This window comes from Nocardia grenadensis NBRC 108939, assembly GCF_001613445.1.
In the GTDB taxonomy this organism is placed as follows: domain Bacteria; phylum Actinomycetota; class Actinomycetes; order Mycobacteriales; family Mycobacteriaceae; genus Nocardia; species Nocardia grenadensis.
Map to the genome: position 1 here is coordinate 36,469 of NZ_BDCJ01000002.1, position 26,359 is coordinate 62,827.

A 26,359-nucleotide genomic window follows, 5' to 3' on the forward strand; every position below is an offset into this window, starting at 1 on the left:
CTCCTAGAACAGGTTCTAATCTTCTCGGTATCGCAATGTACCAGGGCGGTACATATATGGAACATCGGGAGTATCGTGCTGACCCAGCCGTTCGCGGAATCGATCGCCGCCGCCGAGGAAATCATCAAGAGTGCCCCGCATATCCGCACCGCACAGGATCTCGCCGAGGGGTACGACTACCTCGCGGGCAGTATCCGTGCCGCCATCCAGATGTCGTGGGCCTTCGAGCGGGACTTCCCGTTCTTCGTCCAGTCCACCGGGCCCTACACCAAGATGGCCCTGGACAACCCGGACACCCTCTACTGGCACGCCAACCTGCGGCCAGACGCCGAGTACGTGGTCACCGGCACCCGCGGTACCACCCGTGACCTGAGCTTCCAGGTACTCAACGGCAACTACTCGCCGACCGAGGTCCCCGGCGGGGAGACCGCCTTCGACGACCGCTCCATCGATATCGCCGCCGACGGCAGCTACGAACTGACTCTGGGCCCCGGCCCGGGTGGCCGCAACCATATCCAACTCGCGGCGGATTCCAGCATGCTCGCGGTCCGGGAAGTCTACGGCGACTGGGCGAACGAGAAAGCCGGTACCGTCCGCATCGGCCGGGTCGACACCGTGGGCTCCGCCCCGCCGGCCATCACCTCCGACCTGATGGCCAAACGCTACGATGTCGCGGGCAAGATGCTGGTGTCACGGCTGAAGACCTTTCTGGCCTTCCCCGAATGGTTCTATCTGAACCTGCCGGTCAACACCATGACCGAACCCCGGCGCACCCCCGGCGGTCTGTCCACCCAGTTCTCCTCGGTCGGACACTACGACCTCACCGACGACCAGGTCATGATCCTGACCGTGCCCAAGTCCGACGCCCCTTACCAGGGCTTCCAACTCGGCAGTATGTGGTATCTGTCGCTGGACTACATCAACCACCAGACCAGTCTCAATGCCGATCAGGCCAATGTCGATCCCGACGGGATGATCCGGCTGGTGATCAGCGAACGCGATCCGGGCCTGATCAACTGGATCGAACGCACCGGCCACGACCGCGCCTATCTGCAGTTCCGGTGGCAGCGGCTGTCCCGCGAGATGACACCGGAGGACGGGCCGGCCGTGGAATTGGTGTCCTTCGACGAACTGCCCGACCGGCTGCCGTATTACAAGGAGTCGCGCATCTCCCCGCAGGACTGGAAAGCCCGGATCGCGGTCCGGCAGGCCGCGGTGGCGGAGAGGATGCTCGGCTGATGTCGCTGCAGGACAAGGTCGTCGTCGTCTCCGGAATCGGCCCGGGGCTGGGACAGGCGATCGCGCTGCGGAGCGCTGAGGCCGGTGCCGATGTGGTGCTGGTATCGCGCACCGAGAAGCGGCTGCGCAAGGTCGCGGCCCGGGTCGAGGAACTCGGCCGGCGGGCGCTGGTGGTGCCCACCGATATCACCGACGACGCCGCCGCGCAGAATCTGGTCACCACCGCTCACGCGGAGTTCGGCCGGGTCGACGCGCTGGTGAACAATGCCTTCGCCATGCCGCCCATGGTCGACCTCGCCGAGGTGGCCTTCGACGATCTGCGGACCAACCTGGAGACCAATGTCTTCGCCGCCCTGCGGTTGACCCGCCTGTTCGCCCCCGCCCTGGCCGAGAGCAAGGGCTCGGTGGTGATGATCAACTCGGCGGTACTGCGGCACTCCCGGCAGCCCTACGGCCCCTACAAGATGGCCAAGACCACACTGCTGGCGCTCGCGCAGAGCCTGGCCACCGAACTGGGACCGCGCGGAATCCGGGTCAATTCCGTGGCTCCGGGCTGGATCTGGGCCGACACGCTGAAGTGGTATTTCGACTATCTGGCCCAGCAGCGCGGGGTGAGCGCGGACGATATCTACCGCGAGACCGCGGCCGATATCGACCTGCGCCGGCTGCCCGAACCCGACGAGATCGCCGACGCGGTCGTCTTCTTCGCCTCCACGATGTCGCGGGCGATCACCGGAACCTGTCTCGACGTGAACTGCGGCGAATTCCACCACTGAGGAGTTAGAAGAGATGATCGGCAGGGATGACGTCGGGACCATCGACGATCTGCACGCCTCCGCCACCAAGGTGGTCGGACTCGACGATTTCGGCGACGACGACTACCGCACCGGCCTGTCGGTGCTGCTGGAGTCCTATGAACACGACGCCGAACTCACCCCGTTCGGCAACAAGGTCAATCGCGCGCTGCTGCGCGGCGCCCTGATCGCCCGGGCCCTGAGCGAAGCCGGGTGGAAGCAGTACCCGCAGCACGCCGAGCTCGCGATCGAACGACCGATCTTCGTGACCGGGCTACCGCGCTCGGGCACCACAGCGGTGCACCGCCTGCTCACCGCCGACCCCGGCCACCAGGGCCTGGAGATGTGGCTGACCGAGATGCCGCAACCCCGCCCGCCCCGCGAGACCTGGGAACAGAACCCGGTGTTCGCGCGCCTGCAGGCCGGTTACGAGAAACATCATGTGGAGCATCCCGAATTCATGGGCGTGCACCATATCTCCGCGGACCAGGTGGAGGAGTGCTGGCAGTTGCTACGGCAGTCGGCGATGTCGGTCTCCTACGAGTGCCTGGCCTATCTGCCCCGCTACTCGGAATGGCTACGTGAGCAGGACTGGACACCGGCCTACGCCCGGCATCGCCGGAATCTGCAACTGATCGGCCTCAACGACCCCGGCCGGCGGTGGGTGCTGAAGAATCCGAGCCATCTGTTCGCCCTCGACGCGCTGCTCGCCGTCTACCCCGACGCCCTGGTGATCCAGATGCACCGGGTACCGCGCACCATCGTCGCCTCGGTCTGCAGCCTGAACGAACAGGCGACCGCGGGCTGGTCGGAGAAGTTCCGCGGACCCGTGGTGGGGGCCGCGCAGCTGGAACTGTGGTCGCGCGGCGCGACGACCTTCCTCGAAGACCGGAGGAAGTATCCGGCGGCGCAGTTCTGCGATGTGTACTACGAGGATTTCGTGACCGACCCGATCGGCACCGTCGAGAAGATCTACACGCAGTTCGGCATCGAGTTCACCGACGCGGCCCGGGCACGGATGACCGCTCTGCACGGTGAATCCACCTCGGGCGCGGCCCGGCCCGTCCACAAGTACTCGCTGGACGATTTCGGGCTGACGCCGGAGGGGGTGGACGCCGCATTCGCGCCCTACCTGGACGCGCACTACCCGGGTGGCAGCCGGGCCTGAGCGGTATCCGGCGGGCGGCTGGACCGGGAAACCGGCGGCGCCGCCCCGCCCGGCGCACCGTGCCCGATACGGCATCCGGCCGGCCACCACCCGTTCTCCGCGGCGGTGGCCGGCCGGTGTGAGGTCAGGGCTGACCGGGCTTCAAAACGATGAACAGACCGTGGGCCTCGGCGCAGAGCCGGTCGCCGTCGTGCAGGGTGGCCTTGATCCAGACCTTGCGGCCCTCTCGGCGTTCGGCCCAGGCGTGCAGTGCCAGCTCCTTGTTCAACGGTGTGATCGACCGGTAATCCACCGTGAGCGATGCCGTCCGGGTCACCGACCCGGAGTGCACCGAACCGGCCAGCCCCATCAGATCGTCGAAGCCCAGCGAGATGTACCCGCCGTGCGCGGCGGCGTTACCGCCGAGATGAAAGGTGCGATAGGTGATCCGGGCCTGCACACCGTCGCGGTTCACCCGATCCACCTGGTACGGGGGCAGGGTGACGTTTCCGCGGGAGGGCAGATCGAACCGGGTCCAGCCCGGCGCGTCCCATTCCTCGCCGACATGGGCGCCCAGCCGGTCGTTCAACTTCTCCAGGATGCCCGCCGCTTCCTGCACCAGATCGTCCGGCGGCACGGCCAGCCGGGCACGGTCCATGAGCGTGCGCACCTGTTCCACGAAATCGCCGTAGTGCGGGCCGCCGCGGCTGGTGTCGACAGTGCGGACCGCCTCCATCAACTCCGACATCGGCCGGAATCCGCCCTCGTGATGCTCGGCATCGGGCAGGGCGTTACCGGCCTCGTTTTCGCTCATGAGAACACGTTATCGTCACAGGTACGGCCGGGTGGTGGCCGGGGCCGCCACCCGGAGTACGCGGCCGGGCTGCTCGTCGTCGTCCCGGCCGCGTAGGCTGCCGGATATCGGCGGTCGGGGAGTGCGCCTTTCTCCCCGGCGGCCGTTGCCCGTTCGTGCGAGGATTCCGGACGGGCCAGTACGCACGCGGGGCGGTCCGGAATCGGGCCGCGGGAGGACGACCATGCCGACGACGCCACTGACCCAGCAGAGCTTCCAGACGGTGGTGTCCACCAATCACATAGTGCTGGTGGACTTCTGGGCGACCTGGTGTGGTTGGTGCACCCGGTTCGCGCCGGTGTTCGAGGAGTCCTCGGAGTTACATCGCGACATCGTGCACGCCACCGTGGAAGCCGAGGCCGAACCCGCGCTCGCGGCCGCCGGCCAGGTGGACCGCTACCCGTGGCTGATGGCCTTCCGCGAGGGCACGCTGGTGTACTCCAAGGCCGGATTCCTGCCCGGCGACCAACTCGAGGAACTCATCCAGCAGGTGCGCTGGATGGATATCGACGAGTTCCGCCGCGAGAACCACATCGCCCAGCCCACGGCCGCCGCGCCCTCGGCGCCTACGCCGACCACGGCCGGCCGGGCGGGGTCCGCGCCCGGACCGCAGGCCTACGGCTGGCCCGGTCTGCGCACCGCGTGAAGAGCGGTCTCGAACCGGGCCGGATCTTCGCCGGTTACCGGATCGACCGCCTGCTGGGCGCCGGCGGTATGGGCGAGGTCTATCTCGCCCGCGACCGTGACCTACCGCGGCCCGTGGCCCTGAAGTTGCTGACCCCCATCGCCGGCGACGATCGTGATCTTCGGGCCCGTTTCCTGCGCGAGGCCGATACCGCGGCGCGGCTGTCCCATCCCAATATCGTCGCCGTATACGCGCGCGGCGAGGAGCAGGGCCGGCTGTGGATGGCGATCCAGTACATCGAGGGCACCGATGTGGCGGCGGTATTGCGGCGCGGGCCCGTGCGGCCCGAGCACGCGGTGCGGATCACCGAGGAGACCGCGCGCGCCCTCGACCACGCCCACGCGGCGGGGGTCCTGCACCGAGACGTGAAACCGGCGAACATCCTGTTGGCCTGGGGTGACCAGCAGCAGGTGTACCTCTCCGATTTCGGTATCGCCAAGGCGCTGGACCGCACCGACGGACTCACTCGTACCGGAGAGCTGTACGCAAGTTTTCACTACGCGGCGCCCGAACAGTTCGAGATGCGCCCCGATATCGACCGCCGCGCCGATGTGTACTCGCTCGGCTGCACCCTCTACTACCTACTGACCGGGCGCCTGCCGTATCCGGCCACGACCACCGGCGCACTTGTCAACGCCCATCTCAATGCCCCGGTCCCGCGGCCCTGCGCGGTGGATCCACGGCTACCGTCCGGATTCGACGGTGTCATCGCGCGCGCCATGGCCAAAGACCGGGACGAAAGATTCTCCGGCTGTGGTGAATTGGCCCTGGCCGCGCGGCGCGCACTCACCGAGCCGGCGGTGACCGTGCCGGCCGTACGCACCGTGCCGGTTCCGTCTCCGCCCCCCGCGGCCGGGCAGGCCGGGCCCCGGCGTCCGCGCCGCCTCTCGCCGAGGCGAAAACCGCCGCCGAACAAGCGGCCTGCGCGTACACCGCGCTCGTCGCGAGCTACGACTACGATGACCCGGCGGGCTGGGAACAGAAGGTACAGGCCGGCGCCACCGGACAGTGGAAGAACCAGGCCGCGACCGTGCTGCCGATGGCCCGGGTACTGATCTCCGCCGACTCGGAGCGGTCCCGGGCGGGGGATACCAGCTGTACGGCGACCATGACCGACGGCGACACCCGCGCCGACGTCCAGGTGCAGATCAGCACCCTCAACCAGGTTGCGGGCGAGGCGGAGACGACGCGGGAGCTGTCGGTGTCCACGGTGATGGAACTGGTGGATGGCCGGTGGCTGTGCAGTGTTTTCAACGCCCCCTTCCTGCCGAGCTGAGTGACCTGTGATGGTTTGCACAGGTCCGGAAAGGGGCATCGTCGGTACGGTGCGGTTCGCTGCGCATATGCTGGCCGGGCTGCACGATGGAGGTAAGTCATGACGGTCGAGGTGCTGGCCGACCCGGAGCCGGGCGGGTCGTGGCGGGGTGCGCAATCCCCGGCCCGGCCCACGCCCCCGGTGTCGATGATCGAGCGGATGACAGTGATCCTGGACGCTTTCGAGCCGGCGACGCCCGTGCTCACGCTGCAGGATCTGGTGGAACGCACCGGTTTGCCGCGTTCCACGGTCCATCGCATCCTGGACCAGATGATCCGGTTGCGCTGGCTGGCGCACTACCCGGGTGGTTACCGGCTGGGCCTGCGCACCCTCGAGCTGGGTGGGCTGGCCGCGGGCCACAACGAATTACGGGCCGTGATCGGCCCCCTGCTACACGAGTTGTGCCAGCGCACCCTGTCGGTCGGGCATCTGGGGGTGCTCGACGGCCGCGACGTCGTCTATCTGGACAAGACCGGCGGCCGGCAGAGCGCGGCCGTCCCGACACGGGTCGGCGGTAGATTGCCGGCGCACAGCACCGCACTGGGCAAGGCGCTGCTGGCCGGCGTGGACCCCGGTGTGGTGGAAAACTCACTGCGCGAACAACTTCCCCGGCTGACCCCGCGCACCATCGGTGACCGGCTGGAACTGCACCGGGAGCTGGCGCGAATCCGCAGCAGGCAGGGTGTCGCCGTCGACAACGAGGAAGCGGTCACCGGTATCGGCTGTGTGGCGGTACCGGTACGCCGCCGCGGGGTCACGGTCGCGGCGTTGTCGCTGGCCACCCGGATCGGTTCCGGTCGTCCGGCGATCGATACCGGACGGCAGGCCCGGCAGCTGTCGGCACTCGCCGCCGAGGCGGGACGGCTGCTCTCCCAGGACTAGAACGGCGGTCCGGCCCGTGGCAGGCCGGACCGTCCGTTCAGGCGTGGTCCAGCGCGGTGGCGAGGGCGCGTCCGGCGGTGCGGCCGGAGAAGATGCAGCCGCCCAGGAACGTGCCTTCCAGAGCGTTGTAGCCGTGTACGCCGCCGCCGCCGAATCCGGCGACCTCGCCGGCGGCGTAGAGGCCGGGCAGCGGGCTGCCGTCGGGTCGCATCACCCGGGAATGCAGATCGGTCTGCAGTCCGCCGAGGGTTTTGCGGGTCAGGATATTGAGCCGGACCGCGATGAGCGGGCCGGTGGCCGGATCGAGGATGCGATGCGGTTTGGCGACCCGGGCGGTGCGGTCGCCGAAGAAGGTGCGCGCGTTGTGGATCGCGGTCACCTGGGCGTCCTTGCTGAACTTGTTGGTGATCTCGCGATCGCGGGCCACGATCTGCCGTTCCATCGCGGCGTAGTCCAGTTGTGGGCCGCGGGCGAGGCCGTTCATCCCGTCGACGAGTTCGCGCAGCGTATCGGCCACCACGAAATCGACCCCGTGCTCCTTGAACGCCTCCACCGGCTGCGGGGCGCCCTTGGTGAAACGGCTGCGGACCGTGGTGAGCCGGTCCTTGCTGGTAATATCCGGATTCTGCTCGGACCCGGAGAGCGCGAACTCCTTCTCGATGATCGACTGGGTCAGCACGAACCACGAATAGTCGTGGCCGGTCGCCAGGATCGCCTTCATGGTCGAGTTGGTATCGAAACCGGGGAAGCACGGCGCGGGCAGCCGTTTACCGTTCGCGTCGAACCACAGCGAGGACGGGCCGGGAATGATCCGGATGGCGTGATCGGGCCAGATCGGATCCCAGTTGTTGATGCCCTCGGTGTAGTGCCACATCCGGTCCCGGTTCACCAGGGCCGCGCCGGCCGATTCGGAGATACCGAGCATCCGTCCATCCACATGGGCGGGCACTCCCGAGATCATGGTGCGCGGTGTGGGGCCGAGCCGTTCCGTCGGCCAGTTCTGCCGGATGAGATCGTGATTGTGGCCGATGCCGCCGGAGGTGACGAGCACGGCCCGGGCGTGGAATTCGAACTCGCCCACCACCGTGCGTGAGGACGCGACGCCGCGGGCGAGTTCGGTGGGTTCGAGCACGCTGCCGCGCACCCCGGTGACCGCGCCGTCGTGTACGAGCAGTTCGTCCACTCGGTGCCGGAACGCGAAGCGCACCAGACCCTTGCGCTCGGCTTCCAGCACGGGATTGAGGAACACCTCGAGGACGCCCGGCCCGGTACCCCAGGAGATGTGGAATCGCGGTACCGAGTTCCCGTGCCCGTCGGCGAGGGCACCGCCGCGTTCGGCCCAGCCGACCAGCGGGGTCACCCGCAGGCCGAGGTCGTAGAGATAGTCGCGCTTCTCGGTGGCGGCGAACCGGACGTAGGCCTCGGCCCATTGCCGGGCCCAATGGTCCTCGTCGTCACGGTCGAACCCGGCCGAACCCAGCCAGTCCTGCAGCGCCAGCTCGTAGGAGTCCTTGATTCCGAGGCGCCGCTGCTCCGGGCTGTCCACCAAGAACAGGCCGCCCAGCGACCAGAACGCCTGGCCACCCAGGTTGTTGCGATTCTCCTGGTCGAGTAGGAGCACCCGGTGTCCGGCCCGGGTCAGCTCATAGGTGGCGACGAGACCGGCCAGCCCGGCCCCGACAACGATCACGGGGTACTCGTCGGCCGGTACCGGGTCGGCGGCAGAGGTTTCGGACACTGTTCACCCTTCGCTCACGGTGGCTACGGGCCGGAATGTATCAGACGACCAGGTCGGTCGGTCGGCGATCAGGAAGGGCGCCGGGCCGGGAATTCGGCGGCCAATTCGGTGAACACCGCGCGGTTGAGTACGAAGGCGCGTCTGCCCTCGTCGAGGATGCGGCGCTGCTCGAGCTCATCCACTCCGATCCGATCGAGCAGCTCTCGGTACTCGCGTTTGAATATCGCGGGATTACCGATCTGCTCGAAGACGTAGAACCGCACCCCGTCGCCGCGGCGGGGCAGGTCCCAGAGCTTCTCCGCATTGCCGCGGATCACCTGGCCGCCGGAGAGGTCGCCGAGGTAGCGGGTGTAGTGGTGGGCGATATAGCCGCCCGGCCACGTCCGGGCGCATTCCTCGATCCGCGCGGCGTAGGCGGTCGTGGCCGGCAGCGGGGTGAGTTCCTCGCGCCAGTGCGGTCCGGCGAGATGGGCCAGATCCCGCTCCAGCTCGGCGGTGCGGGCCAGTTCCGGTTTGATGAACGGACCGGCCACCGGGTCGGTGGCGAGTGCGTCGGCATGCGCCTCCAGCGCCCGGTAGATGAACCAGAGCTGACCGGTGTAGCGGCGATACGACTCGATCCCCAGGGACCCGTCCAGCATCTCCGTGATGAAGGTGGAGTTCTCCGCTTCCTCGTGTTCGCGGGCGGTGGCCTCCCGGATCCGGGTGGAGAACGAGGACACGGCCGGTTCGGCGGTTTCGGGGGCGTCCGGCATCGAGTGAACCTTCCTGCGAATGCGGTCCGGGCACCTCACCCGTACCGATTGCGCCGGTCGCGCGGTGTGCCGGGCACACCGCGCGACCGGGCGGTCGACACCCCGAACGATACCGGCTCCGGCGCCCGGCCAGGGTCTGTCCGTCAGCGGACGTCGGGGCGCAGGGCCGCGGGGAGCGGTTCGGTCGGCGCGAGCCGCGCCTCCGCCGCGCCGACGCCCACCGGTTCGCCCACGCGGACTGCCACCGGTTCCGCGGGCCCGGCCGGTTCGGGGGGGACGAGGATCGGCATCGCCTCGGTGGGCAGGATGTCCTCGGTGACGCCGAGGGGCGCGGTGGGCAGGCCCACCAGATCCGCCGGCAACTGCGGCATTTCCAGCATTTCGGTGGGAACGGCCGCCGGCGCCGCGTCGGACAGCGTCGTGGGCACACCCAGCGGTGCCGCGTCCAGGTCGTGGGTCCAGCCGCCGCGATCGAACTCGGGCACCGGTGCCGTACCCCGGCCGGTGGGCCTGGGTACCTGTGGCAGTTGTCCCGCGACCGGCAGATTGAGCGGCAGATCCGACGAAGCCCGTTCGGGGACGGGAGCCGGATGCTGCACGGGAACCCGGATCGGGTGCCGTCCCGGCGGGGTCGCCTTCCGCTTGCCGAGGTTCACCGTGGGGCGCCGTGTGCCCAGGTTCACCGCCGGCCGACGCTTGCGCTTGACCACCGGGCGGCGCAGGTTGCCGAACTTGCGCAGGATCGGTGGGCGGCGCACCGTCCGGTCGAACCATTCACCGAGCGTCACACCGCCGGCCAGGGCGCAGCCGATACCGAAGGCCGCCAGCAGCTGGTTCGCCCCGCGCGCCAATTCGTCGTTCAGCAGGCCGTACAGCCCCCGGTAGATACTCAGGCCGGGCAGCAGCGGGGTGATCCCCGCGAGCGCCACGACCAGCGGTGGAGTCAGTGCGCGGCGGGCGAACAGACCACCGACGAGGCCGACCACCACGGCGGCGGCGCCCGCGGCGACCACGGGCCCGAATCCGGCGGTGATCACCATCAGGTAGCAGATGGTGCCCATGGCGCCGCCGCCCGCCGCCGCGGCCAGCGCGCGCCGCTCCGCGTAGCAGGCCAGCGCGAACGCCAGTGAGGCCACCGCACCGGCCGCGACCTGGACGGGCAGATTGGACAGTCCGTGCCCGGGGTTGAGGTCCAATGGCACGGTCGCGTCGAACATTTCGCCGATGCGCAGGGTCAGCGCGATACCGGCGATGATCCCGCCGGTCATCATCAGCAGTTCGAGCATCCGGGCGGCCGCGGTGATCGGCGCACCGGTGATCGCGTCCTGCACCGAACCCACCAGGCTCAAACCACTGAGCAGTACCGTGATCCCGGCCGCGATGATCAGCGTGGGGCTCACCGAGATACCCAGTGGCCCGGCGAAGGCGGCCAGGACGACCGCCGGGACGGCCGCGATCGCGCCACCCACCAGATGCTGGAAGAAGAACGGCAGACCGCGCCGGTTGAGTGCGCGGTTGGTCCGGTCGATCACCGCCGTGGTGACGAAGCTGAGCGCCGCGACCAGGAACCCGCCGCCGAGCAGCAGCGAGATCGCGGCGGCCATGAGCGACCAGCCGAAGGTGGCCGTCCACCGCTTGTACGGGTGGGGTGCGGTGGTGATCGCGTCCAGGGCCCGCCGCGCTTCGTCGGGCGGCACGACATCGCGGCGGATGCGGCGGGTGAGCCGGTCCACCGCGGCGAGCCGGGTGAAGTCGAGCGAGCGGTACTGCACGACGCGCATGGAGCTCGCCGAGGGCAGCCGGGCGCCGCGATGCGCGTAGATGCGGATGGCGTTGTAGGTGACCTCGACATCACAGGCCGACAGACCGTACGTGGCGGCGATGAACCGCACGGTGGTCTCGGTATCGGTGACGGCCGAACCCGATGCCAGCACGACCTCACCCATGCGCACCGCCAGATCCAGCACCTCGGCGACCGCGGCGTCATCGGAGAGATCGATGGGCTGCAGTGGCGCCGGCGCGGACACGATCGTGTCGGCGGTGGCGGGGCGATCGGCGACCAGCTTGCCGATGGCGCCGGTGAGGACGGGCAGGCGCAGGGGATTTCGCCGAGAGTCGGCGTACCCGGTGGGATCCGGGGAGATCGGGGGTGGAGAGGTAGCTCCTTCCAGAATTCCTTGCGCAGCCATAGCCGCGAAGGTAGTGGCCGGAGCGACCTCTTTTCCACCGCAAACGGGGTCTCGGAAATGTGACGTTTGTTACGTACCGGTTTATTTGACATGTCGATTGGAGAAAACGACCCGATCACCCCGCTGACCTGGGCCGTCTTCACGAGCGCCATACCCGCTACCGTGAGCGTTACACACTGCGTGTTCTGCGTTACACCGCCGCGTGTCCACCGACCCCATCCATCGTGTACCCCCGCTAGGGTCGGAAGTATGAGCACCGGCAGCACTTCGACAGCGCAACGTTTACGTGCGGCACTGGACGGGCCGTGGGGCGAGGTCCGGGAAAAGGCCCGCGCTCAGCTCGCGGGACCGGAGTACTCCGGCGACCCCGATCTGGATCTGCCCGAGGCCCGGGCCCGGGCGCTGGAGCAGATGCGGTCGCTGGCGAAACTCGATTACGCCGAGCGGGGTTTCCGGCGGGAGAACGGGGGCACCGGCGAACCCGGCGCGGCCGTCGTCGGCCTAGAGATGCTCGCCTACGCCGACCTGTCGCTGTGGGTGAAATCCGGGGTGCAGTGGGGGCTGTTCGGGGGCGCGGTGGAGAACCTGGGCACCGAGCGGCATCGCGAGTACATCCGGCGGCTCATCTCGCTGGACCTGCTCGGCTGTTTCGCGATGACCGAATCGGGGCACGGCAGCGATGTCGCGAATCTGGAGACGACCGCGACCTACGATCCGGCCACCGAGGAATTCGTCATCCACACGCCGACTCCCTCGGCGCGTAAGGACTACATCGGTGGCGCCGCCGAACACGCGCGGATGGCCGCCGTGTTCGCGCAGCTGCGGACCCCGGCGGGCGAGCACGGTGTGCACTGTCTGCTGGTGCCGATCCGGGACGAGGAGGGCAACGATCTGCCCGGTGTCACCACCTCCGACTGCGGGCGCAAGGGCGGGCTGCCCGGTGTGGACAACGGCCGCATCGTCTTCGACCAGGTGCGGATCCCGCGCGAGAACCTGCTCAACCGTTACGCCGATGTGGAGCCGGACGGTACCTACCGCTCCGAGATCGACAACCCCAGCCGGCGCTTCTTCACCACCCTCGGCACCCTGGTCCGCGGCCGGGTCAGTGTCGGTGGTGCCGCGGCGGCCGGTGCCCGTGTCGCGTTGAGTATCGCGCTGCGGTACGCGCTGAAGCGCCGTCAGTTCGGCGATCCGGACAACGGCAACGAGACCCTGCTGCTGGACTACCGGATGCATCAGCGCCGGTTGCTGCCGCTGCTCGCGCATTCCTACGCGCTGGCGTTCGCGCAGAACGATCTCGTCCGCCGGATGCACCTGGTGCAGACCGGTCAGGATTTGGCGCCCGGGGCGCAGCGGGCCCTGGAGAAGCGGGCCGCGGGCCTGAAGGTGGCGCAGACCCGGCACGCCACCCGCGCCATCCAGGAATGCCGCGAGGCCTGCGGCGGTGCCGGCTACCTGACGGAGAACCGGTTGGTGACGCTGAAGGCCGATACCGATGTGTTCACCACCTTCGAGGGTGACAATGTGGTGCTCACCCAGCTGGTCGCCAAAGAGCTCCTGACCGCCTACGCCGACGAGATCCGCGATCTGGACGCGCTGGGCTGGGTCCGGTTCGCCGCGACCATGGCCGGCGATGTGGTGCGGAAACGGTCCGGGGTGCGTCAGCTCATCCAGACCCTGCGCGATCGCGGCGGCGAAACGGTCGACGAGGGCGATCTCGGGCGCCGCGATACGCAATTGGCGTTGTTCGCCGACCGTGAGGACTATCTGACCCGTACGGCCGCGCACCGGTTGCGGGCGCGGGCCGAGGAGACCGAACCGTTCGAGGCATTCAACAACGCCCAGGACCATATTCTCGCCGCGGGTGCCGCCCATATCGATCGGCTGGTCCTCGAAGCCTTCATCGAGGGCATCGCCGATATCGAGGAGGAGGAGCCCCGCCGGCTGGCCGAAACGGTCTGCGATCTGTACGTGTACTCGATCCTCGAGGAGCATTCGGCCTGGTTCATCATGCACCGGTTCATCTCGGTGGAACGGGCCAAGGCGATCCGGCGTGGGATGAACGAACTCGTCGACCGGCTCCGCCCGGACGCGCTCACGCTCGTCGAGGCGCTGGGCGTGCCGGAATCCATGCTGGGTGCCGCGATGCTGGACGACGCGAGCGTCTACGAGCGGCAGTAAGGGCAGTCGGGGCCCGGGCCGGTCCAACCGGCCCGGGCCCCCGGCACGCGGGCGAGGGACACCGCCACCCAGTAGAGGCCGATGGCCAGCGCGATACCGGCCGCGGCGCCGCCGATGACGTCGGTGGCGAGATGATAGTCCAGCGCGATCATCCCGATGCCTGCCCCGAACCAGGCGACGGTCGTGAGCGCGACGATCACCGCCCGGGCGCGCATCGAGCGCAGCAGCAGGATCAGAGTGGTCACCACCGCCACCAGGTGCACGGTATGGCCGCTGGGGTAGGCGAGATAGTCGTGCAGGGGGCGTGACCAGAACGGTTTCAACACCCAGGCGTTGATCGCGACGGCGGTTTCCGGCACCAGCACCATGGTCGTGGTCTCCCACCACCTGCGCTGCCAGGCGAACCAGGCGGCACCACCGCACAGCACCGCCAGGACCACCCCGGTATTGGTCGCGAGGGCGAGCACTTCGGCGATCCAGGGTCGGGGGTCCAGTCGTGGATCGACCTGCTCGTTGACCGCGAGATCGAAGGAGGTCTCGCCACCGCCCGGCGGGAAGGACCACGGGAGGGCGGCCGCGACGGTCGCCCCGGCGGCCGCGGCCGCCGCGGTGGTGAGCGGGTCCGCGGTGTGGCCGGGCCCGCGGAGCCGGGTGGGTTCGGCGGTGCCCGCCGATTCGGCCGCACCGGGGTGGGACGGGTGTGGGTCGGCGGCATCCGGTGATCGCGGACGATCTGCGCCCGGGTGCTGGATACGGCCGGTGGGCCGGTCCGCGCCGAGCGGATCCGGTGCGCCGGATGCTGTGCTCACGGTCCGACCCTAATAGGCGCAACCGATCGAAGCCCACCCGCGATTCGCGGCCGGGGGAACCGTCGCGGTGGCGCCGGAGTTCGTCCGGCCGGATCGGTCGGCGGGGAACACAGAGCTCGCGTGGTCGCCGGGTATGGGAGGTAGGCCAGGAGAGCCGCCGTCCGCACCGTGACGCTCCGCCGCTGCCTCACCCGGGGCCGTAGGTGAGGAAGGCGGTGATCACGAACCACAGCATCCAGGCGATCGCGACGAACATCCCGAGCGCGATGCCCGCACGCATGGCGGCGCGGCCGAAATCGATATCACCGACCTCACGCGGGTACAGCCGCCACGGGCTGTACCAGGGGGAGCGGAACCGTCGCACCCCGGCCGCGCGTTCGTACTCGGCGAGATCCTCGGCGTACTGTTCGGCCTCCGCCTGGGCCGGTCCGCCGTGCCACAGAGTGACATCGATGGGGCCGAGGAATCCCTCCTCGAGCAGGCGCTGCGGCGCCGGAAGATACGGCAGCATTCCCATCCCGCGGAAGGAGACCGCCACATCATTGGCGGTCCAGCGGTGCGATTCGCGTTGGGCGAGCACGCCGAAATAGTGGCGCAGCCCGTTCCCGTCGTCACCGAGGATCACATCGAAACTCGGGTCGTGCACCTTCTGCTCGATCTGCACGGGCGCGTTCTGCAGGGGGACGATCAGCGCGACCCCGTGGACCGCGCGCTGTCCGAGTCCGCGGGCGGCCAGCCAGGTCTGCAGGGCGAAGGTGTGTTCGCGGGAACGGTCCAGCGGAGAACGGTTGTCGCTGGTCTGGAGTTCGGCGCGTACGCCGTTGAGCGTCCAGTCACCGGTCAGCGGGACCTGCAGGGTACCGCCGTGCGGCGAGTGCAGTCCCGCGACATCGATGACCACACAGCTGGTGGGCGTCCACACGATGGCGTCGAAGGGGTAGGTCTCGCCCTGATGGACGAGGCCGCAGTTCACGGTCGCGACGCCCTGCGGGCTGCCCGCGCCGTCCCAGCCGCTGAGCCAATCGACCAGGGCTCGTTCGGCAACGCTGTCGGTGCTGTTCTGTACCTGCACGAGCATGGTGACCGCCCTTCGCGTCCGAGCCGAGGCAATGGTGTCCGAGCCGAGGCTGTGGCGGCGCCGGCTGTGCGGCGCACCCCATCGAAACTACCGGTCCGGCTCCTGCGCGGGAAGTTTACCGGTGCGAACCGCCGCGAGGAGTTCGGCGTGATCGGCCTCGGCGCGGTCGGCGTAACGTACCGCGAACTCGGCGATCGCGGTGTCGAAATCCTCGTCGTCGCCCAGATAACCGCTGATCAGGCGTGGGTCCAGCGAGCGGGCGTGGGCTCGGGCGAGCAGCGCTCCGGCCAGACGGCCGTAGTCGTCGAGGTCGTGCGGTTCGAGTTCCTCGGGGGCGATTCCGCCCTTGAGATTACGGAATTGCCGCACGATGAACGGCAACTCGCGGGTTCCGTGGGCGGTCGGTACGGACATGGTGGTCCAGCCGAGGAGGATATCGGTCTCTGTCTGAACGAGCCTTGCGCCCTGCACGATTCGTTTCCCCTCGTGTTTCGGCGCGGCGCCGCCGAGTACGGGAGCCAGTGCCGAGGGCGCCGCCTGTTTGAGTTGCAGGACCAGGAACTCGCCCGAATTGCCGTGTAGCAGGGCGACATAGCTGTGCAGGCCGACGCTACCCGTGCCGACGATGCGGAACGCGATATCGGCCACCGCGAACCGGGCCAGCAGCTCCTGCCGGGATTCCCGTAGCGAGGTACCGTAGCGTTCCAGCGCATCGACGGCCGCATCCTCGACCTCCTGGGTGACGGTCGTGAGGAGCGGTGGATCGGCGACGAAACGGTGGCTGTCGATACCGGTTTCGTGGTCGTCGATATGGGTCCATTTCCGTACGACCTTGTCGCTGTTGTTCTTCCGGGCCTTCTTGGCGGCCTTCTTGAAGTTGTCCAGCAGATCCTCGGCCTCGACGCGGTCGAGGACGGATTCGTCGGCGAGCGCGGACCAGGTGGTGAGGAACGGCCGTTCGGCGAGGACGGCCGCGACGCGCCGGTAACTGCGCGCGGCATCCGCGGCGGCGGTCCGGCATTCCTCCTCGCCGGCGCCACCGACCCGCCCCGCCAGGACCAGGCTGGCGGCGAGCCGCTCCAGATCCCATTCCCACGGACCCGGCACGGTGTCGTCGAAATCGTTGATATCCATGACGATCTCGCCGCGCGAGGTGCCGTAGAGGCCGAAGTTGCCGGCGTGGGCGTCGCCGCAGAGCTGGGCGGTGAAGCCGGTATCGGGGCTGCCCGCCAGGTCGGCGGCCATCAGTCCGGCGGAGCCCCGGTAGAACGCGAAGGGGGACGCGGTCATCCGGCCGATGCGCAGCGGGATCAGCTCCTCGATACGACCGGCATTGGACGCCTCGACGAACTCCACCACCGAGGGCCGCCCGTCCGTATCCACGGCACGGTCTCTGGCGGTGCGCGGCACCCGGTCGCGAACGGCCCGGCCGCGGGCGAGTACGTCCTCGGCGGGAGTGTAGGAGCGCAGCGGGATACGACCGGTGGACACGCGGTAACGGTACCGACCCGGCGGTTCCTCCGGGGTCCGGGTTCGCCCGGGCCCGCGGCCGGTCCGGGTCGGCTCAGCTCGCCCGCAGCGGCGTGAGAGGCAGGCGCAGCGCCCCGGGGGCCGCGGCGGGAACCGCCGGCCGCACCGGCGCCACGGGAGCGATCCGCTGGTACGGGGTACCCAGTCCCGGCCGGCTGTCCTCCTGGTCTTTGTTCGGCCAGAACGCCATCGCGCGTTCGGTCTGCGCGGTGATGGTCAGCGACGGATTCACCCCGAGGTTGGCGGTGACCGCGGACCCGTCGGCGATGTGCAGGCCGGGGTGCCCGTAGACCCGCTGATAGGGGTCCACCACGCCCGTCTCGGGCCGGTCTCCGATCACGCAGCCGCCGATGTAGTGCGCGGTCGCCGGGATATCGAGGACGTCGGTGTAGAGCCCGTGGGTGTCCCCGTCGATCTTGGCGGCGAACCGCCGGCCGACTTCGTGCGCCAGCGGGATCCAGGTCGGGTTCGGCTCACCCGTGCCCTGTTTCGTCGTCAGCCCGCCGCGCCGCAGGAACGAGGTGAGTGAATTGTCCAGCGACTGCATGACCAGCAGGATCACCGAGCGCTCCGAGGCGTGCCGGGCATTGAAACTACGCAGGTACACCACCGGGTGGGCGACCGCGGCGAGCAGGAAGCGCAGGAACCGGAACGCCCCGCCGTCGATCACCGGGGCCGAGAGCGGGAACAGCGCGTTCTGACCTTTGCCGTAGTGGCACACCTCGATATGGGTGTTCGCCTCGGGATGTATCGAGGAGGTGATGGCGACACCGGCAGCGAAATCGCGGCGCGACCGGCTCACCACCGCCAGGATCGCCTCGGAGTTGCTCCGGGTCAGCTCGCCGAGGCGCGGGGAGAGTTGTGGCAGGACCCCCCGATCCCGCATCCGGTGCAGCAGCTGCTGGGTGCCCAGCGCCGCGCCCGCGAACACGACCTGTTCGGCGGTGAAGGTGCGTTCGCGTTTGCGGATCCACCGGTCGGGCCGCGCGGTATCGACGGCATAGCCGCCGTCGGGCAGCGGCCGCACCGCGGTAGCGGCGGTGAGCGGGTGCACGGTGGCACCGGCCTGCTCGGCGAGGAAGAGGTAGTTGGTGGTGGTTGTGTTCTTGGCATTGTGCGGGCAGCCGGTCAGGCAGCGGGCACAGTGCACACAGCCGTTGCGGCGCGGGCCCGCACCGCCGAAATACGGATCGTCGACCTCGGTACCGGGGTCGTCCTCGTTGAAGAACACCCCGACATCGGTGGGGTGGAAGGTCTCGCCCACCCCCATATCCGTGGCGACCTCGCGGATCACCTCGTCGGCCGGGGTCGTCCGCGGGTTGGTCGTCACCCCGAGCATGCGGCGCGCCTGGTCGTAGTAGGGCGCGAGTTCGGCCTGCCAGTCGGTGATGTGCGCCCACTGCCGGTCGGTGAAGAAGTCGGTGAGCGGTTCGTAAAGTGTGTTGCCGTAGATGAGCGAGCCGCCGCCCACGCCGGCACCGGAGAAGACCGCGCATTTGCCGAGCAGGCTGATCCGCTGCGGTCCGGTGAAACCGAGTTTCGGTGCCCAGATGGATTTGCGGAGGTTCCAGTTGCTGCGCGGCAGCGTCTCGGCGTCCCAACGCCGCCCGGCTTCGAAGACCCCGACCCGGTAGCCTTTCTCGGTGAGGCGCAGGGCGGCCACGCTCCCGCCGAACCCCGACCCGATGACCACGACGTCGTAGTCGAACTCTGGCATGATCTTCCTCTCACCCGACTCGATGATGAGATGGTTCCATACTCATTCTTTCATCGAATGGTGCGGCGGGGTGTGCTGGCGCGGGTGGGCGCCATACGGTAAGCACACCCATGTGATGAGCGATTCGGGAACCGGCGGATCAGAGACCGCGGGCCGGGATCCCGGCGGTGCGCTCGCCGCGGTCCTGTCCGACCGGCTGCTCACCGTCCCCAATGTCCTCAGCGTGCTGCGGTTGATCGGTGTCCCGCTGTTTCTGTGGCTGCTCCTGGTGGAGCACGCCGACGGCTGGGCGTTCGTCCTGCTCATCCTGAGTGGGCTCACCGATTTCCTGGACGGCAAACTAGCCCGGCTGCTGGACCAGTCCTCGCGGCTCGGGGCCCTGCTGGACCCCTTCGTCGACCGGCTCTATCTGGTGACCACGCTGGTCGCCTTCGTCGTCCGGGGGCTGATCCCCTGGTGGGTGGCCGCCCTGCTGATCGGGCGCGACGCGGTGCTGGCCCTCACCCTGACGGTCTACCGCCGCCGTGACCTGGACCCGCCCGAGGTCATTTATCTGGGCAAGGCGGCCACCTTCGCGCTCATGTCGGCACTGCCGTGGCTGCTGGCCGGGCAGATGGACTGGGCCGGCAATGGTTTCGCCGCGGCGTTCGGTGGGGCACTACTGATCTGGGGTACGGCCGTCTATGTGTGGACCGGTCTGCTCTACCTGGGCCGCGCCGTCGCCGTGGCGCGCCGGATTCCGCCGGCGCCCGCCGGAGGTCGACCCACACACGGCGGGGATACCGGCGCGGCAGAGGGCGGCGGGCTCGCATAGAGTTGCGGGCATCGTGCACGACGACACGAGGAGAGGACATCACGTGAACCGGGCTCCGGAGGATCTGCGTTACACCGCGGAACATGAATGGGTGCGTCGGATCGAGCCCACCCGTGTCCGGGTCGGGATCACCGATTACGCCCAGTCGCAACTCGGTGACGTCGTGTTCGTGCAGTTGCCGGAGGCCGGCGCCGATGTTGCCGCCGGCGACAGCATCGCCGAGGTCGAATCGACCAAGAGCGTTTCCGATATCTACGCTCCACTGAGCGCGAAAGTCGTTGCGGTGAACCAGGAATTGGAGGCCCAGCCGGAAACGCTGAATACTGATCCCTACGGTGCCGGGTGGTTGTTCGAACTCGAGGTGGGCGATGCGTCCGCACTGGACTCGAGTGTCGCCGAACTGCTCGATGCCGCGGGTTATCAAGGAGTTATCGGGGGCTGATCCAGCCTTCCCGGTTCTACCTGCACGGGTACGGCCCGGCAGGGTACGGTCAATGCCAACGGATGTGCCGCCCGGAGTCGGGGCCGCCCAGCCACGTCTTATCGCGGCATCTGCCTGCATGGTTTATGAGGTTCGAGGAGGAGAGAAACGGTGAGCGAGAACAAAGACCCGGGTTACGGGGAGACCGCGGCCGAGACGACGTCGGTCTTCCGCGCGGATTTCCTGAACGAGGTCGACGCATCGCGCTCCGGCGAGCCGACCGGCGAACAGCCGGTGCAGGGTGTCGAGGGTCTTCCGGTCGGGGCGGCGCTGCTCGTCGTCAAACGCGGCCCGAACGCGGGTTCGCGTTTTCTGCTGGACCAGCCCACCACCTCGGCCGGTCGGCATCCCGACAGCGATATTTTTCTCGACGATGTCACCGTCAGTCGTCGACATGCCGAGTTCCGGCAGGACGAGGATTCCTTCCAGGTCGTCGACGTGGGCAGCCTGAACGGCACCTACGTCAATCGCGAGCCGGTGGATTCGTCGGAGCTGCAGAACGGTGACGAGGTACAGATCGGCAAGTTCCGGTTGGTATTCCTCACGGGTCCGCGGACCCAGGAGGCCGGTTCGGCGGCCGGTGCGGGAAGTCTGTGAACAGCTGACGATCGGTGCGCCGGTCCGGGTGATCGGCGCCTCGGCATGAAAGACTCGAGATCATGACAGGCGCGGCGCAGCAGTGGGCGCACGGAGGGATGTCGATCGGCTCCGTGCTCGACCTGCTGCGACCGGATTTTCCGGATATCACCATTTCCAAGATCCGCTTCCTGGAAGCGGAGGGCCTGATCCGGCCGGAGCGGACGCCGTCCGGCTACCGCCGGTTCTCGGTCGCGGACTGCGAGCGGTTGCGGTTCGTCCTGACGGCGCAGCGCGACCAGTACCTGCCGCTGAAGGTGATCAAGGAGCAGCTCGAGGCCATCGACAGCGGTGCCGCGACGCTCGGGGTGCGGGAAGCCCGTGCCCGGGCGCGGACCGCCCGGCCGGATTCGGGGCATTCGGCCCTGGACGAAGGCGCCGATGTGCCGCCGCGCCCGCCGCGACGGCTGGGGGTGCCACCGGCTCGCGTCACGCCCGACGATTTCGAGTTCGATCAGCAGATCCGGGTGACCCGGGCAGACCTGCTGGACCGAGCCGCGATCGATGAGACGTTTCTCAACGATCTGATCCGGGCGAATCTGATCACCCCGGGCCCGGCCGGGTTCTTCGACGCCGATGCGGTCACCCTGGCGGCGACTGCCAAGGCGATGGCCGAATTCGGTTTGGAGGCCCGGCATCTGCGTGCGTTCAAGCTCGCCGCGGACCGGGAGGCGGCGCTGGTGGCGCAGATCGCGGCACCGATCGCCAAAAGCCGCGACGCCGGTGCTCGGGCGCGGGCCGAGGAGACGGTCCGCGAACTGGCCGCGCTGTCGCTGACGCTGCACGCGAGCCTGGTGAAGGCGTCGGTGCGCAACTCGCTCGGCGGCTGAGCCGAGCGTCCGATTCTCGCCCTCATCGGCGGAATCCGGTCTGACCTGCGGCCGAGCGGCCGGTGGGTACGCCGGTGGCAACACACCGATTCCGGTGTCCGTCAGCGATCGCGGCGCCGTGCCGAATTCGCCTAGACTCGTGGTACGGCGAGCCCTGCATCGGCGAGGGCGGGCAGCCGGGGAGTATGGGAGGCAGTGCGATGAGCGAAATGCGCGTGATCGGCATCCGGGTCGAGCAGCCACAGAACCAGCCCGTCCTGCTGCTGCGGGAGGCGGAGGGGGAACGGTACCTGCCGATCTGGATAGGACAGGCGGAGGCCACCGCCATTGTGCTCGAACAGGAGGGCGTCAACCCGATCCGGCCGCTCACCCACGATCTGATCAAGGTCTTGATCGCGGATCTCGGGCACACCCTCGAGGAGGTTCATATCGTGGACCTGAAAGAAGGCACGTTCTACGCCGATCTCGTCTTCGAGAACGAAGTGCGGATCTCGGCGCGGCCCTCGGATTCGGTGGCGATCGCCCTGCGTGTCGGCTGCCCGATCTACGCGGCGGAATCGGTGCTCGAGGAAGCCGGTCTGGTGATGCCCGACGAACGTGAGGACGAGGTAGAAAAGTTCAAGGAGTTCCTCGAGTCGGTATCGCCGGACGATTTCAAAGCGACCGATAGTTGAGAACGGGCATTATTTCTAGACCTCAACTACAGGTCGAGACTGTTACCGCGCGTCGCGTTTGGTTCGGCACCGCTGCGGCCGAGAGAATGGGAAGAGTAGCCTCGTAGTCGACGCCGGGCCGTCGGCTGTGGGCACTGATCGGCGGAGCAAGGGAGTAGTTCAGTGGCAGAGAATATGCGGGATATGCGATCAGAAGAGGGCCCGCCTCGGCGCTACGAAATACAACCCGGATTGTTCCCCGACGATTCGGTTCCCGACGACCTGGTCGGATACCGGGTGCCGACAGCCTGTCAGGTCGCCGGTATCAGTTACCGGCAACTGGACTACTGGGCGCGGACCGGCCTGGTGGTGCCCTCCATTCGCGGGGCGGCGGGTTCGGGCAGCCAGCGGCTGTATTCGTTCAAGGACATCCTGGTCCTGAAAATCGTCAAGCGGCTCCTCGATGCCGGTATTTCGCTGCAGAACATCCGTATCGCCGTCGACCATCTGCGCAGTCGCGGAGTAGAGGATCTGGCGAATATCACCCTGTTCTCCGACGGAACTTCGGTATACGAGTGCACCTCACCGGAAGAAGTCGTCGATTTACTGCAGGGCGGCCAGGGAGTTTTCGGTATCGCGGTGAACAGTGCCATGCGGGAGCTCACCGGCGCCATCGCCGCATTCCCCGCCGAACGAGCCTCGGAAACCAGTGCACGTCCCGAAGACGAATTGTCCTACCGCCGTAAGGCGCGATTGACCCGTAAAACCGGCTGATCGCACGCCGGCGGCCTCGGGTCGGCCGGACGAGGGGAACGACACATACCCGTGGGTGGCTCCCGGGTGTCGCTGCTCACCGGGCTAGACTTACCGGGCGCCGTAGTCGTGCGGGAGAGTCCCGGATCCGCGCCGGATCCGGGCGCCGAAGGAGCAGCACCTCCCCGTCAATCTCTCAGGCACCAGGACCGTGCGGGAACCGGCGCCTCTGGAAAGTGGTGGCTGCGAGCTGCCCGCCCAAGGTGAAAGGTGGACCGGAGCGCGATCCGGCCGCCGAAGCTCTCAGGCGCCGCGACAGAGGGGGAGGGCCCCGAGCCGACCGTGCCGGTCGGCCGCCCCACCCAGGGAGCCGCGGTGACCCAGACCTTCGCAGATCGTCATATCGGACCGGACGACCACGAGTTCGCGCGAATACTCCGCGCGATCGGCGTCGGCTCGGCCGACGAGCTGGCGGCCGCCGCGCTGCCCGCCGGAATCCGTGATGACGATCCGCTGGCCGGGTTGCCCGCGCCGGGTACCGAACACGAGGTCCTCGCCGAACTCGCGGCACTCGCCGAGTCGAATCACCTCGCCACCTCCATGATCGGCCTGGGCTACTACGACACCCTGACGCCGCCGGTGCTGGTGCGCAATCTGCTGGAGAACCCGGCCTGGTACACCGCCTATACGCCCTATCAGCCGGAGATCAGCCAGGGCCGGCTCGAGGCGCTGCTCAATTTCCAGACCATGGTGACCGATCTGACCGGCACCGACGTCGCCAATGCGTCCATGCTCGATGAGGCCACCGCCGCCGCGGAGGCGATGACCCTGTTACGCCGGGTCAATCGCCGGGCGCCCGCCCGGTTGGTGATCGACCGCGACCTCTTCCCGCAGACCCGCACGGTGCTGGCCACCCGGGCCGAACCACTGGGTATCGAGATCATGGAGGCCGACCTGGCCGGGGACGGTCTGCCCGAGGGAGAGTTCTTCGGCGTGATCGTGCAGGTGCCGGGCGCCTCGGGCCGGGTCGTGGACTGGTCGGCGATGATCGCCGCTGCCCACGATCGCGGCGCGCTGGTGGCCGCCGGGGCGGATCTGCTCGCGCTCACCCTGGTCACTCCGCCGGGTGAGCAGGGCGCGGACGTATGTTTCGGGACGACCCAGCGCTTCGGGGTGCCGATGGGGTTCGGCGGCCCGCACGCCGGGTACCTGGCGGTGCGCGGCGACTACGCGCGCCAGCTGCCGGGCCGACTGGTCGGCGTGTCCAAGGACGCGGACGGCGCCCCTGCCTACCGGCTCGCCCTGCAGACCCGCGAACAACATATTCGCCGGGAGAAGGCCACTTCCAATATCTGTACGGCCCAGGTGCTGCTGGCCATCGTGGCCGGAATGTACGCCTGCTACCACGGTGCGGACGGGTTACGGTCCATCGCGCGCCGGGTCCACGGGCATGCCGCCCGGCTGGCCGCGTCGCTCGGTACGGCCCTGGTGCACGACTGCTATTTCGATACCGTGCTGGCCCGGGTGCCGGGCCAGGCGGAGACGGTTGTCGCCAAGGCCGCCGCCAGGGGGGTGAATCTGCGCTGGGTGGATAATGATCACGTGGCCGTGGCCTGTGACGAGGCCACCACCGCCGACCACCTCGCCATCGTGCTGGACGCTTTCGGTATCGCTCCCGCCGACCCGGCCGCCACCGCGATCGAAAACCGGGCCTCGGAGTTCCTGACCCATCCGGCGTTCACCCGGTACCACACCGAAACGGCGATGCTGCGCTATCTGCGCGCGCTGTCGGACAAGGACATCGCCCTGGACCGCAGCATGATCCCGCTCGGCTCGTGCACCATGAAACTCAATGCCACCGCCGAAATGGAACCGATCACCTGGCCCGGATTCGCGCGGGTGCATCCCTACGCGCCGGCCGCCGATACGCCGGGGCTGCGGCGGGTGATCCACGATCTGGAGCGCTGGCTGGCCGAGATCACCGGGTACGACGCGGTGAGCCTGCAGCCGAATGCCGGGAGCCAGGGCGAATACGCGGGACTGCTGGCCATCCGCCGCTATCACCTGGATCGGGGCGATACCCGCCGCGACACCTGCCTCATCCCGTCCAGCGCACACGGCACCAATGCCGCGTCCGCCGCGATGGCGGGTTTGCGGGTGGAGGTGGTGAAGTGCCGGGCCAACGGCGATGTGGATCTCGACGATCTGCGGGCCAGGATCGCCGACCACGCCGAACGCCTGGCCTGCATCATGATCACCTATCCATCCACGCACGGCGTCTACGAGAACGAGGTCGCCGACCTGTGCGCGCTGGTGCACGATGCCGGCGGCCAGGTCTATGTCGACGGCGCGAATCTGAACGCACTGGTCGGCCTGGCCCGGCCCGGCCGGTTCGGCGGCGATGTCAGCCACCTGAACCTGCACAAGACGTTCTGCATCCCGCACGGTGGCGGTGGCCCGGGGGTCGGTCCGGTCGCGGTCCGCTCCCATCTGACGCCCTACCTGCCGGGCGACCCGCTGGTCACCGGGTCGCACGCGGTGTCGGCGGCGGAGTACGGGTCGGCCTCGATCCTGCCGATCACCTGGGCATACATCCGGATGATGGGCGCCGAGGGATTGCGCCGGGCGACGCTGGCCGCGATCGCGTCGGCCAACTATCTGGCGCGCCGCCTCGGCGAGTACTACCCCGTCCTCTACACCGGCGACAATGAGATGGTCGCCCACGAATGCATCCTGGATCTGCGCGAGATCACCAAGCGCACGGGTGTCACCGTCGACGATGTCGCCAAACGGCTCGCCGACTACGGGTTCCACGCGCCGACCATGAGCTTCCCGGTGGCCGGCACCCTGATGGTGGAACCGACCGAGAGCGAGAACCTGGCCGAACTCGACGCGTTCGCCGAGGCCATGATCGCCATCCGGGGTGAGATCGATCGAGTGGGCTCGGGGGAGTGGCCGGCCGAGGACAACCCGCTGCGCAATGCCCCGCACACCGCGGCCGGCCTGGTTCGCGACTGGGATCACCCGTACAGCCGGGAGGTCGCGGTGTATCCGCTCGGGCTCACCCACGACCGGCCCAAGGTGTGGCCGGCCGTCCGCCGGATCGACGGGGCGTTCGGCGATCGCAACCTCGTCTGCACCTGCCCGCCGCTCGAGGCCTACGCGGACTGACTCGCATCGACCGCCGCGGCACGGGTCTTGCTGTGCGGCACGCAGTCGTTCGCCGGGAACAGGACCGCGCCCCGGCCGGGCACAGTTCCGCAGAACGGCACCTCGACCG

23 protein-coding genes and 2 riboswitches are annotated in these 26,359 nt (G+C 68.6%); of the genes, 15 read left to right on the forward strand and 8 right to left on the reverse strand.

The features are described from left to right. Positions 1-75: 75 nt before the first annotated feature. Genes NGR01S_RS01205 through NGR01S_RS01215 form a run of 3 tightly spaced genes read left to right on the forward strand, consistent with a single transcriptional unit; the run spans position 76 to position 3,201 of the window. Entirely contained in the window at positions 76-1,239 is a 1,164-nt protein-coding gene (locus NGR01S_RS01205; protein WP_063034296.1) for a hypothetical protein, read from the forward strand. After that, a complete protein-coding gene (locus NGR01S_RS01210) occupies positions 1,239-2,015 on the forward strand; it encodes an SDR family oxidoreductase (RefSeq protein ID WP_063034297.1) in 777 nt (258 codons plus the stop codon). The genes NGR01S_RS01205 and NGR01S_RS01210 overlap by 1 nt, the downstream gene beginning before the upstream one ends. A 13-nt stretch (positions 2,016-2,028) precedes the next feature. Next, positions 2,029-3,201, forward strand: a complete 1,173-nt coding sequence (locus NGR01S_RS01215) for a sulfotransferase family protein (protein ID WP_063034298.1) — start codon at positions 2,029-2,031, stop codon at positions 3,199-3,201. Positions 3,202-3,325: 124 nt separating this feature from the next. Here NGR01S_RS01215 and NGR01S_RS01220 read toward each other — a convergent pair whose 3' ends face one another. After that, positions 3,326-3,994, reverse strand: a complete 669-nt coding sequence (locus NGR01S_RS01220) for a PaaI family thioesterase (RefSeq protein WP_063034299.1) — start codon at positions 3,992-3,994, stop codon at positions 3,326-3,328. Between the two features lie 223 nt (positions 3,995-4,217). Here NGR01S_RS01220 and NGR01S_RS01225 point away from each other — a divergent pair, with 223 nt between their 5' ends. From NGR01S_RS01225 to NGR01S_RS01240, 4 genes are all read left to right on the forward strand, one after another. Next, the gene (locus NGR01S_RS01225) at positions 4,218-4,679 is read left to right on the forward strand and encodes a thioredoxin family protein (RefSeq protein WP_063034300.1); all 462 of its coding nucleotides are present in this window, start codon (positions 4,218-4,220) and stop codon (positions 4,677-4,679) included. Beyond that, positions 4,676-5,773 carry a serine/threonine-protein kinase gene (locus NGR01S_RS01230; protein WP_063034301.1) on the forward strand — a complete coding sequence of 366 codons (1,098 nt, stop codon included), beginning with the start codon at positions 4,676-4,678 and terminating at the stop codon, positions 5,771-5,773. The genes NGR01S_RS01225 and NGR01S_RS01230 overlap by 4 nt, the downstream gene beginning before the upstream one ends. Continuing rightward, entirely contained in the window at positions 5,758-5,994 is a 237-nt protein-coding gene (locus NGR01S_RS01235) for a hypothetical protein (protein WP_157107066.1), read from the forward strand. The genes NGR01S_RS01230 and NGR01S_RS01235 overlap by 16 nt, the downstream gene beginning before the upstream one ends. 99 nt (positions 5,995-6,093) lie before the next feature. Beyond that, entirely contained in the window at positions 6,094-6,915 is an 822-nt protein-coding gene (locus NGR01S_RS01240; RefSeq protein WP_063034303.1) for an IclR family transcriptional regulator, read from the forward strand. A gap of 37 nt (positions 6,916-6,952) precedes the next feature. Here the strand turns inward: NGR01S_RS01240 and NGR01S_RS01245 are convergent, their stop codons facing one another. The 3 genes from NGR01S_RS01245 to NGR01S_RS01255 all read right to left on the reverse strand — a co-directional run bounded on the left by NGR01S_RS01245 (position 6,953) and on the right by NGR01S_RS01255 (position 11,597). Continuing rightward, positions 6,953-8,653, reverse strand: coding sequence for an FAD-binding dehydrogenase (locus NGR01S_RS01245; protein ID WP_245664376.1), 1,701 nt, complete (start codon positions 8,651-8,653; stop codon positions 6,953-6,955). 68 nt (positions 8,654-8,721) lie between these two features. Continuing rightward, the gene (locus NGR01S_RS01250; RefSeq protein ID WP_063034304.1) at positions 8,722-9,408 is read right to left on the reverse strand and encodes a biliverdin-producing heme oxygenase; all 687 of its coding nucleotides are present in this window, start codon (positions 9,406-9,408) and stop codon (positions 8,722-8,724) included. Between the two features lie 143 nt (positions 9,409-9,551). Continuing rightward, positions 9,552-11,597 (reverse strand): threonine/serine exporter family protein, encoded by a 2,046-nt coding sequence (locus tag NGR01S_RS01255; RefSeq protein ID WP_084480275.1) that lies wholly within the window; start codon positions 11,595-11,597, stop codon positions 9,552-9,554. A gap of 249 nt (positions 11,598-11,846) precedes the next feature. Between NGR01S_RS01255 and NGR01S_RS01260 the strand changes: the two genes are divergently transcribed. Next, positions 11,847-13,778 (forward strand): acyl-CoA dehydrogenase family protein, encoded by a 1,932-nt coding sequence (locus NGR01S_RS01260; protein ID WP_063034305.1) that lies wholly within the window; start codon positions 11,847-11,849, stop codon positions 13,776-13,778. Here the strand turns inward: NGR01S_RS01260 and NGR01S_RS01265 are convergent. The 4 genes from NGR01S_RS01265 to NGR01S_RS01280 form a co-directional block, all read right to left on the reverse strand. Next, a complete protein-coding gene (locus NGR01S_RS01265) occupies positions 13,763-14,587 on the reverse strand; it encodes a phosphatase PAP2 family protein (RefSeq protein ID WP_245664377.1) in 825 nt (274 codons plus the stop codon). The genes NGR01S_RS01260 and NGR01S_RS01265 overlap by 16 nt on opposite strands. 187 nt (positions 14,588-14,774) lie before the next feature. Beyond that, the gene (locus NGR01S_RS01270) at positions 14,775-15,665 is read right to left on the reverse strand and encodes a hypothetical protein (protein ID WP_063034306.1); all 891 of its coding nucleotides are present in this window, start codon (positions 15,663-15,665) and stop codon (positions 14,775-14,777) included. A gap of 87 nt (positions 15,666-15,752) precedes the next feature. After that, on the reverse strand, positions 15,753-17,156 hold the full coding sequence (locus tag NGR01S_RS01275) for a DUF2252 domain-containing protein (RefSeq protein WP_063034307.1): 1,404 nt from the start codon (positions 17,154-17,156) through the stop codon (positions 15,753-15,755). 73 nt (positions 17,157-17,229) lie between these two features. Beyond that, positions 17,230-18,912: a GMC oxidoreductase gene (locus NGR01S_RS01280; protein ID WP_063034308.1), complete on the reverse strand. Its 1,683-nt coding sequence runs from the start codon at positions 18,910-18,912 to the stop codon at positions 17,230-17,232. A gap of 112 nt (positions 18,913-19,024) precedes the next feature. Here NGR01S_RS01280 and NGR01S_RS01285 point away from each other — a divergent pair, with 112 nt between their 5' ends. The 7 genes from NGR01S_RS01285 to gcvP all read left to right on the forward strand — a co-directional run bounded on the left by NGR01S_RS01285 (position 19,025) and on the right by gcvP (position 26,250). Beyond that, positions 19,025-19,726 carry a CDP-alcohol phosphatidyltransferase family protein gene (locus tag NGR01S_RS01285; protein ID WP_245664378.1) on the forward strand — a complete coding sequence of 234 codons (702 nt, stop codon included), beginning with the start codon at positions 19,025-19,027 and terminating at the stop codon, positions 19,724-19,726. A gap of 43 nt (positions 19,727-19,769) precedes the next feature. Next, on the forward strand, positions 19,770-20,168 hold the full coding sequence (gene gcvH / locus NGR01S_RS01290; protein ID WP_039824187.1) for a glycine cleavage system protein GcvH: 399 nt from the start codon (positions 19,770-19,772) through the stop codon (positions 20,166-20,168). Positions 20,169-20,318: 150 nt separating this feature from the next. Beyond that, entirely contained in the window at positions 20,319-20,804 is a 486-nt protein-coding gene (odhI, locus tag NGR01S_RS01295; protein WP_030520553.1) for an oxoglutarate dehydrogenase inhibitor Odhl, read from the forward strand. A gap of 62 nt (positions 20,805-20,866) precedes the next feature. Beyond that, entirely contained in the window at positions 20,867-21,673 is an 807-nt protein-coding gene (gene ftsR, locus NGR01S_RS01300; protein ID WP_063034309.1) for a transcriptional regulator FtsR, read from the forward strand. A gap of 200 nt (positions 21,674-21,873) precedes the next feature. Next, the gene (locus tag NGR01S_RS01305) at positions 21,874-22,347 is read left to right on the forward strand and encodes a bifunctional nuclease family protein (protein WP_063034481.1); all 474 of its coding nucleotides are present in this window, start codon (positions 21,874-21,876) and stop codon (positions 22,345-22,347) included. A gap of 174 nt (positions 22,348-22,521) precedes the next feature. Further along, positions 22,522-23,100: a MerR family transcriptional regulator gene (locus NGR01S_RS01310; RefSeq protein ID WP_063034310.1), complete on the forward strand. Its 579-nt coding sequence runs from the start codon at positions 22,522-22,524 to the stop codon at positions 23,098-23,100. A 101-nt stretch (positions 23,101-23,201) separates the two neighbouring features. Next, positions 23,202-23,301, forward strand: a riboswitch (glycine riboswitch). A 1-nt stretch (position 23,302) separates the two neighbouring features. Continuing rightward, a riboswitch (glycine riboswitch) is annotated at positions 23,303-23,408 on the forward strand. Between the two features lie 46 nt (positions 23,409-23,454). Continuing rightward, a complete protein-coding gene (gcvP, locus tag NGR01S_RS01315) occupies positions 23,455-26,250 on the forward strand; it encodes an aminomethyl-transferring glycine dehydrogenase (protein WP_063034482.1) in 2,796 nt (931 codons plus the stop codon). Positions 26,251-26,359 lie beyond the last annotated feature (109 nt).

What these genes read in the sequence shown, in the direction of transcription:
- NGR01S_RS01210 (WP_063034297.1), top strand. Translation starts at nt 1,239, where the DNA reads ATGTCGCTGCAGGACAAGGTCGTCGTCGTCTCCGGAATCGGCCCGGGG.
- NGR01S_RS01215 (WP_063034298.1), top strand. Translation starts at nt 2,029, where the DNA reads ATGATCGGCAGGGATGACGTCGGGACCATCGACGATCTGCACGCCTCC.
- NGR01S_RS01220 (WP_063034299.1), bottom strand. Translation starts at nt 3,994, where the DNA reads ATGAGCGAAAACGAGGCCGGTAACGCCCTGCCCGATGCCGAGCATCAC.
- NGR01S_RS01225 (WP_063034300.1), top strand. Translation starts at nt 4,218, where the DNA reads ATGCCGACGACGCCACTGACCCAGCAGAGCTTCCAGACGGTGGTGTCC.
- NGR01S_RS01235 (WP_157107066.1), top strand. Translation starts at nt 5,758, where the DNA reads ATGGCCCGGGTACTGATCTCCGCCGACTCGGAGCGGTCCCGGGCGGGG.
- NGR01S_RS01240 (WP_063034303.1), top strand. Translation starts at nt 6,094, where the DNA reads ATGACGGTCGAGGTGCTGGCCGACCCGGAGCCGGGCGGGTCGTGGCGG.
- NGR01S_RS01250 (WP_063034304.1), bottom strand. Translation starts at nt 9,408, where the DNA reads ATGCCGGACGCCCCCGAAACCGCCGAACCGGCCGTGTCCTCGTTCTCC.
- NGR01S_RS01255 (WP_084480275.1), bottom strand. Translation starts at nt 11,597, where the DNA reads ATGGCTGCGCAAGGAATTCTGGAAGGAGCTACCTCTCCACCCCCGATC.
- NGR01S_RS01260 (WP_063034305.1), top strand. Translation starts at nt 11,847, where the DNA reads ATGAGCACCGGCAGCACTTCGACAGCGCAACGTTTACGTGCGGCACTG.
- NGR01S_RS01270 (WP_063034306.1), bottom strand. Translation starts at nt 15,665, where the DNA reads ATGCTCGTGCAGGTACAGAACAGCACCGACAGCGTTGCCGAACGAGCC.
- NGR01S_RS01280 (WP_063034308.1), bottom strand. Translation starts at nt 18,912, where the DNA reads ATGCCAGAGTTCGACTACGACGTCGTGGTCATCGGGTCGGGGTTCGGC.
- ftsR (WP_063034309.1), top strand. Translation starts at nt 20,867, where the DNA reads ATGACAGGCGCGGCGCAGCAGTGGGCGCACGGAGGGATGTCGATCGGC.
- NGR01S_RS01305 (WP_063034481.1), top strand. Translation starts at nt 21,874, where the DNA reads ATGAGCGAAATGCGCGTGATCGGCATCCGGGTCGAGCAGCCACAGAAC.
- NGR01S_RS01310 (WP_063034310.1), top strand. Translation starts at nt 22,522, where the DNA reads ATGCGGGATATGCGATCAGAAGAGGGCCCGCCTCGGCGCTACGAAATA.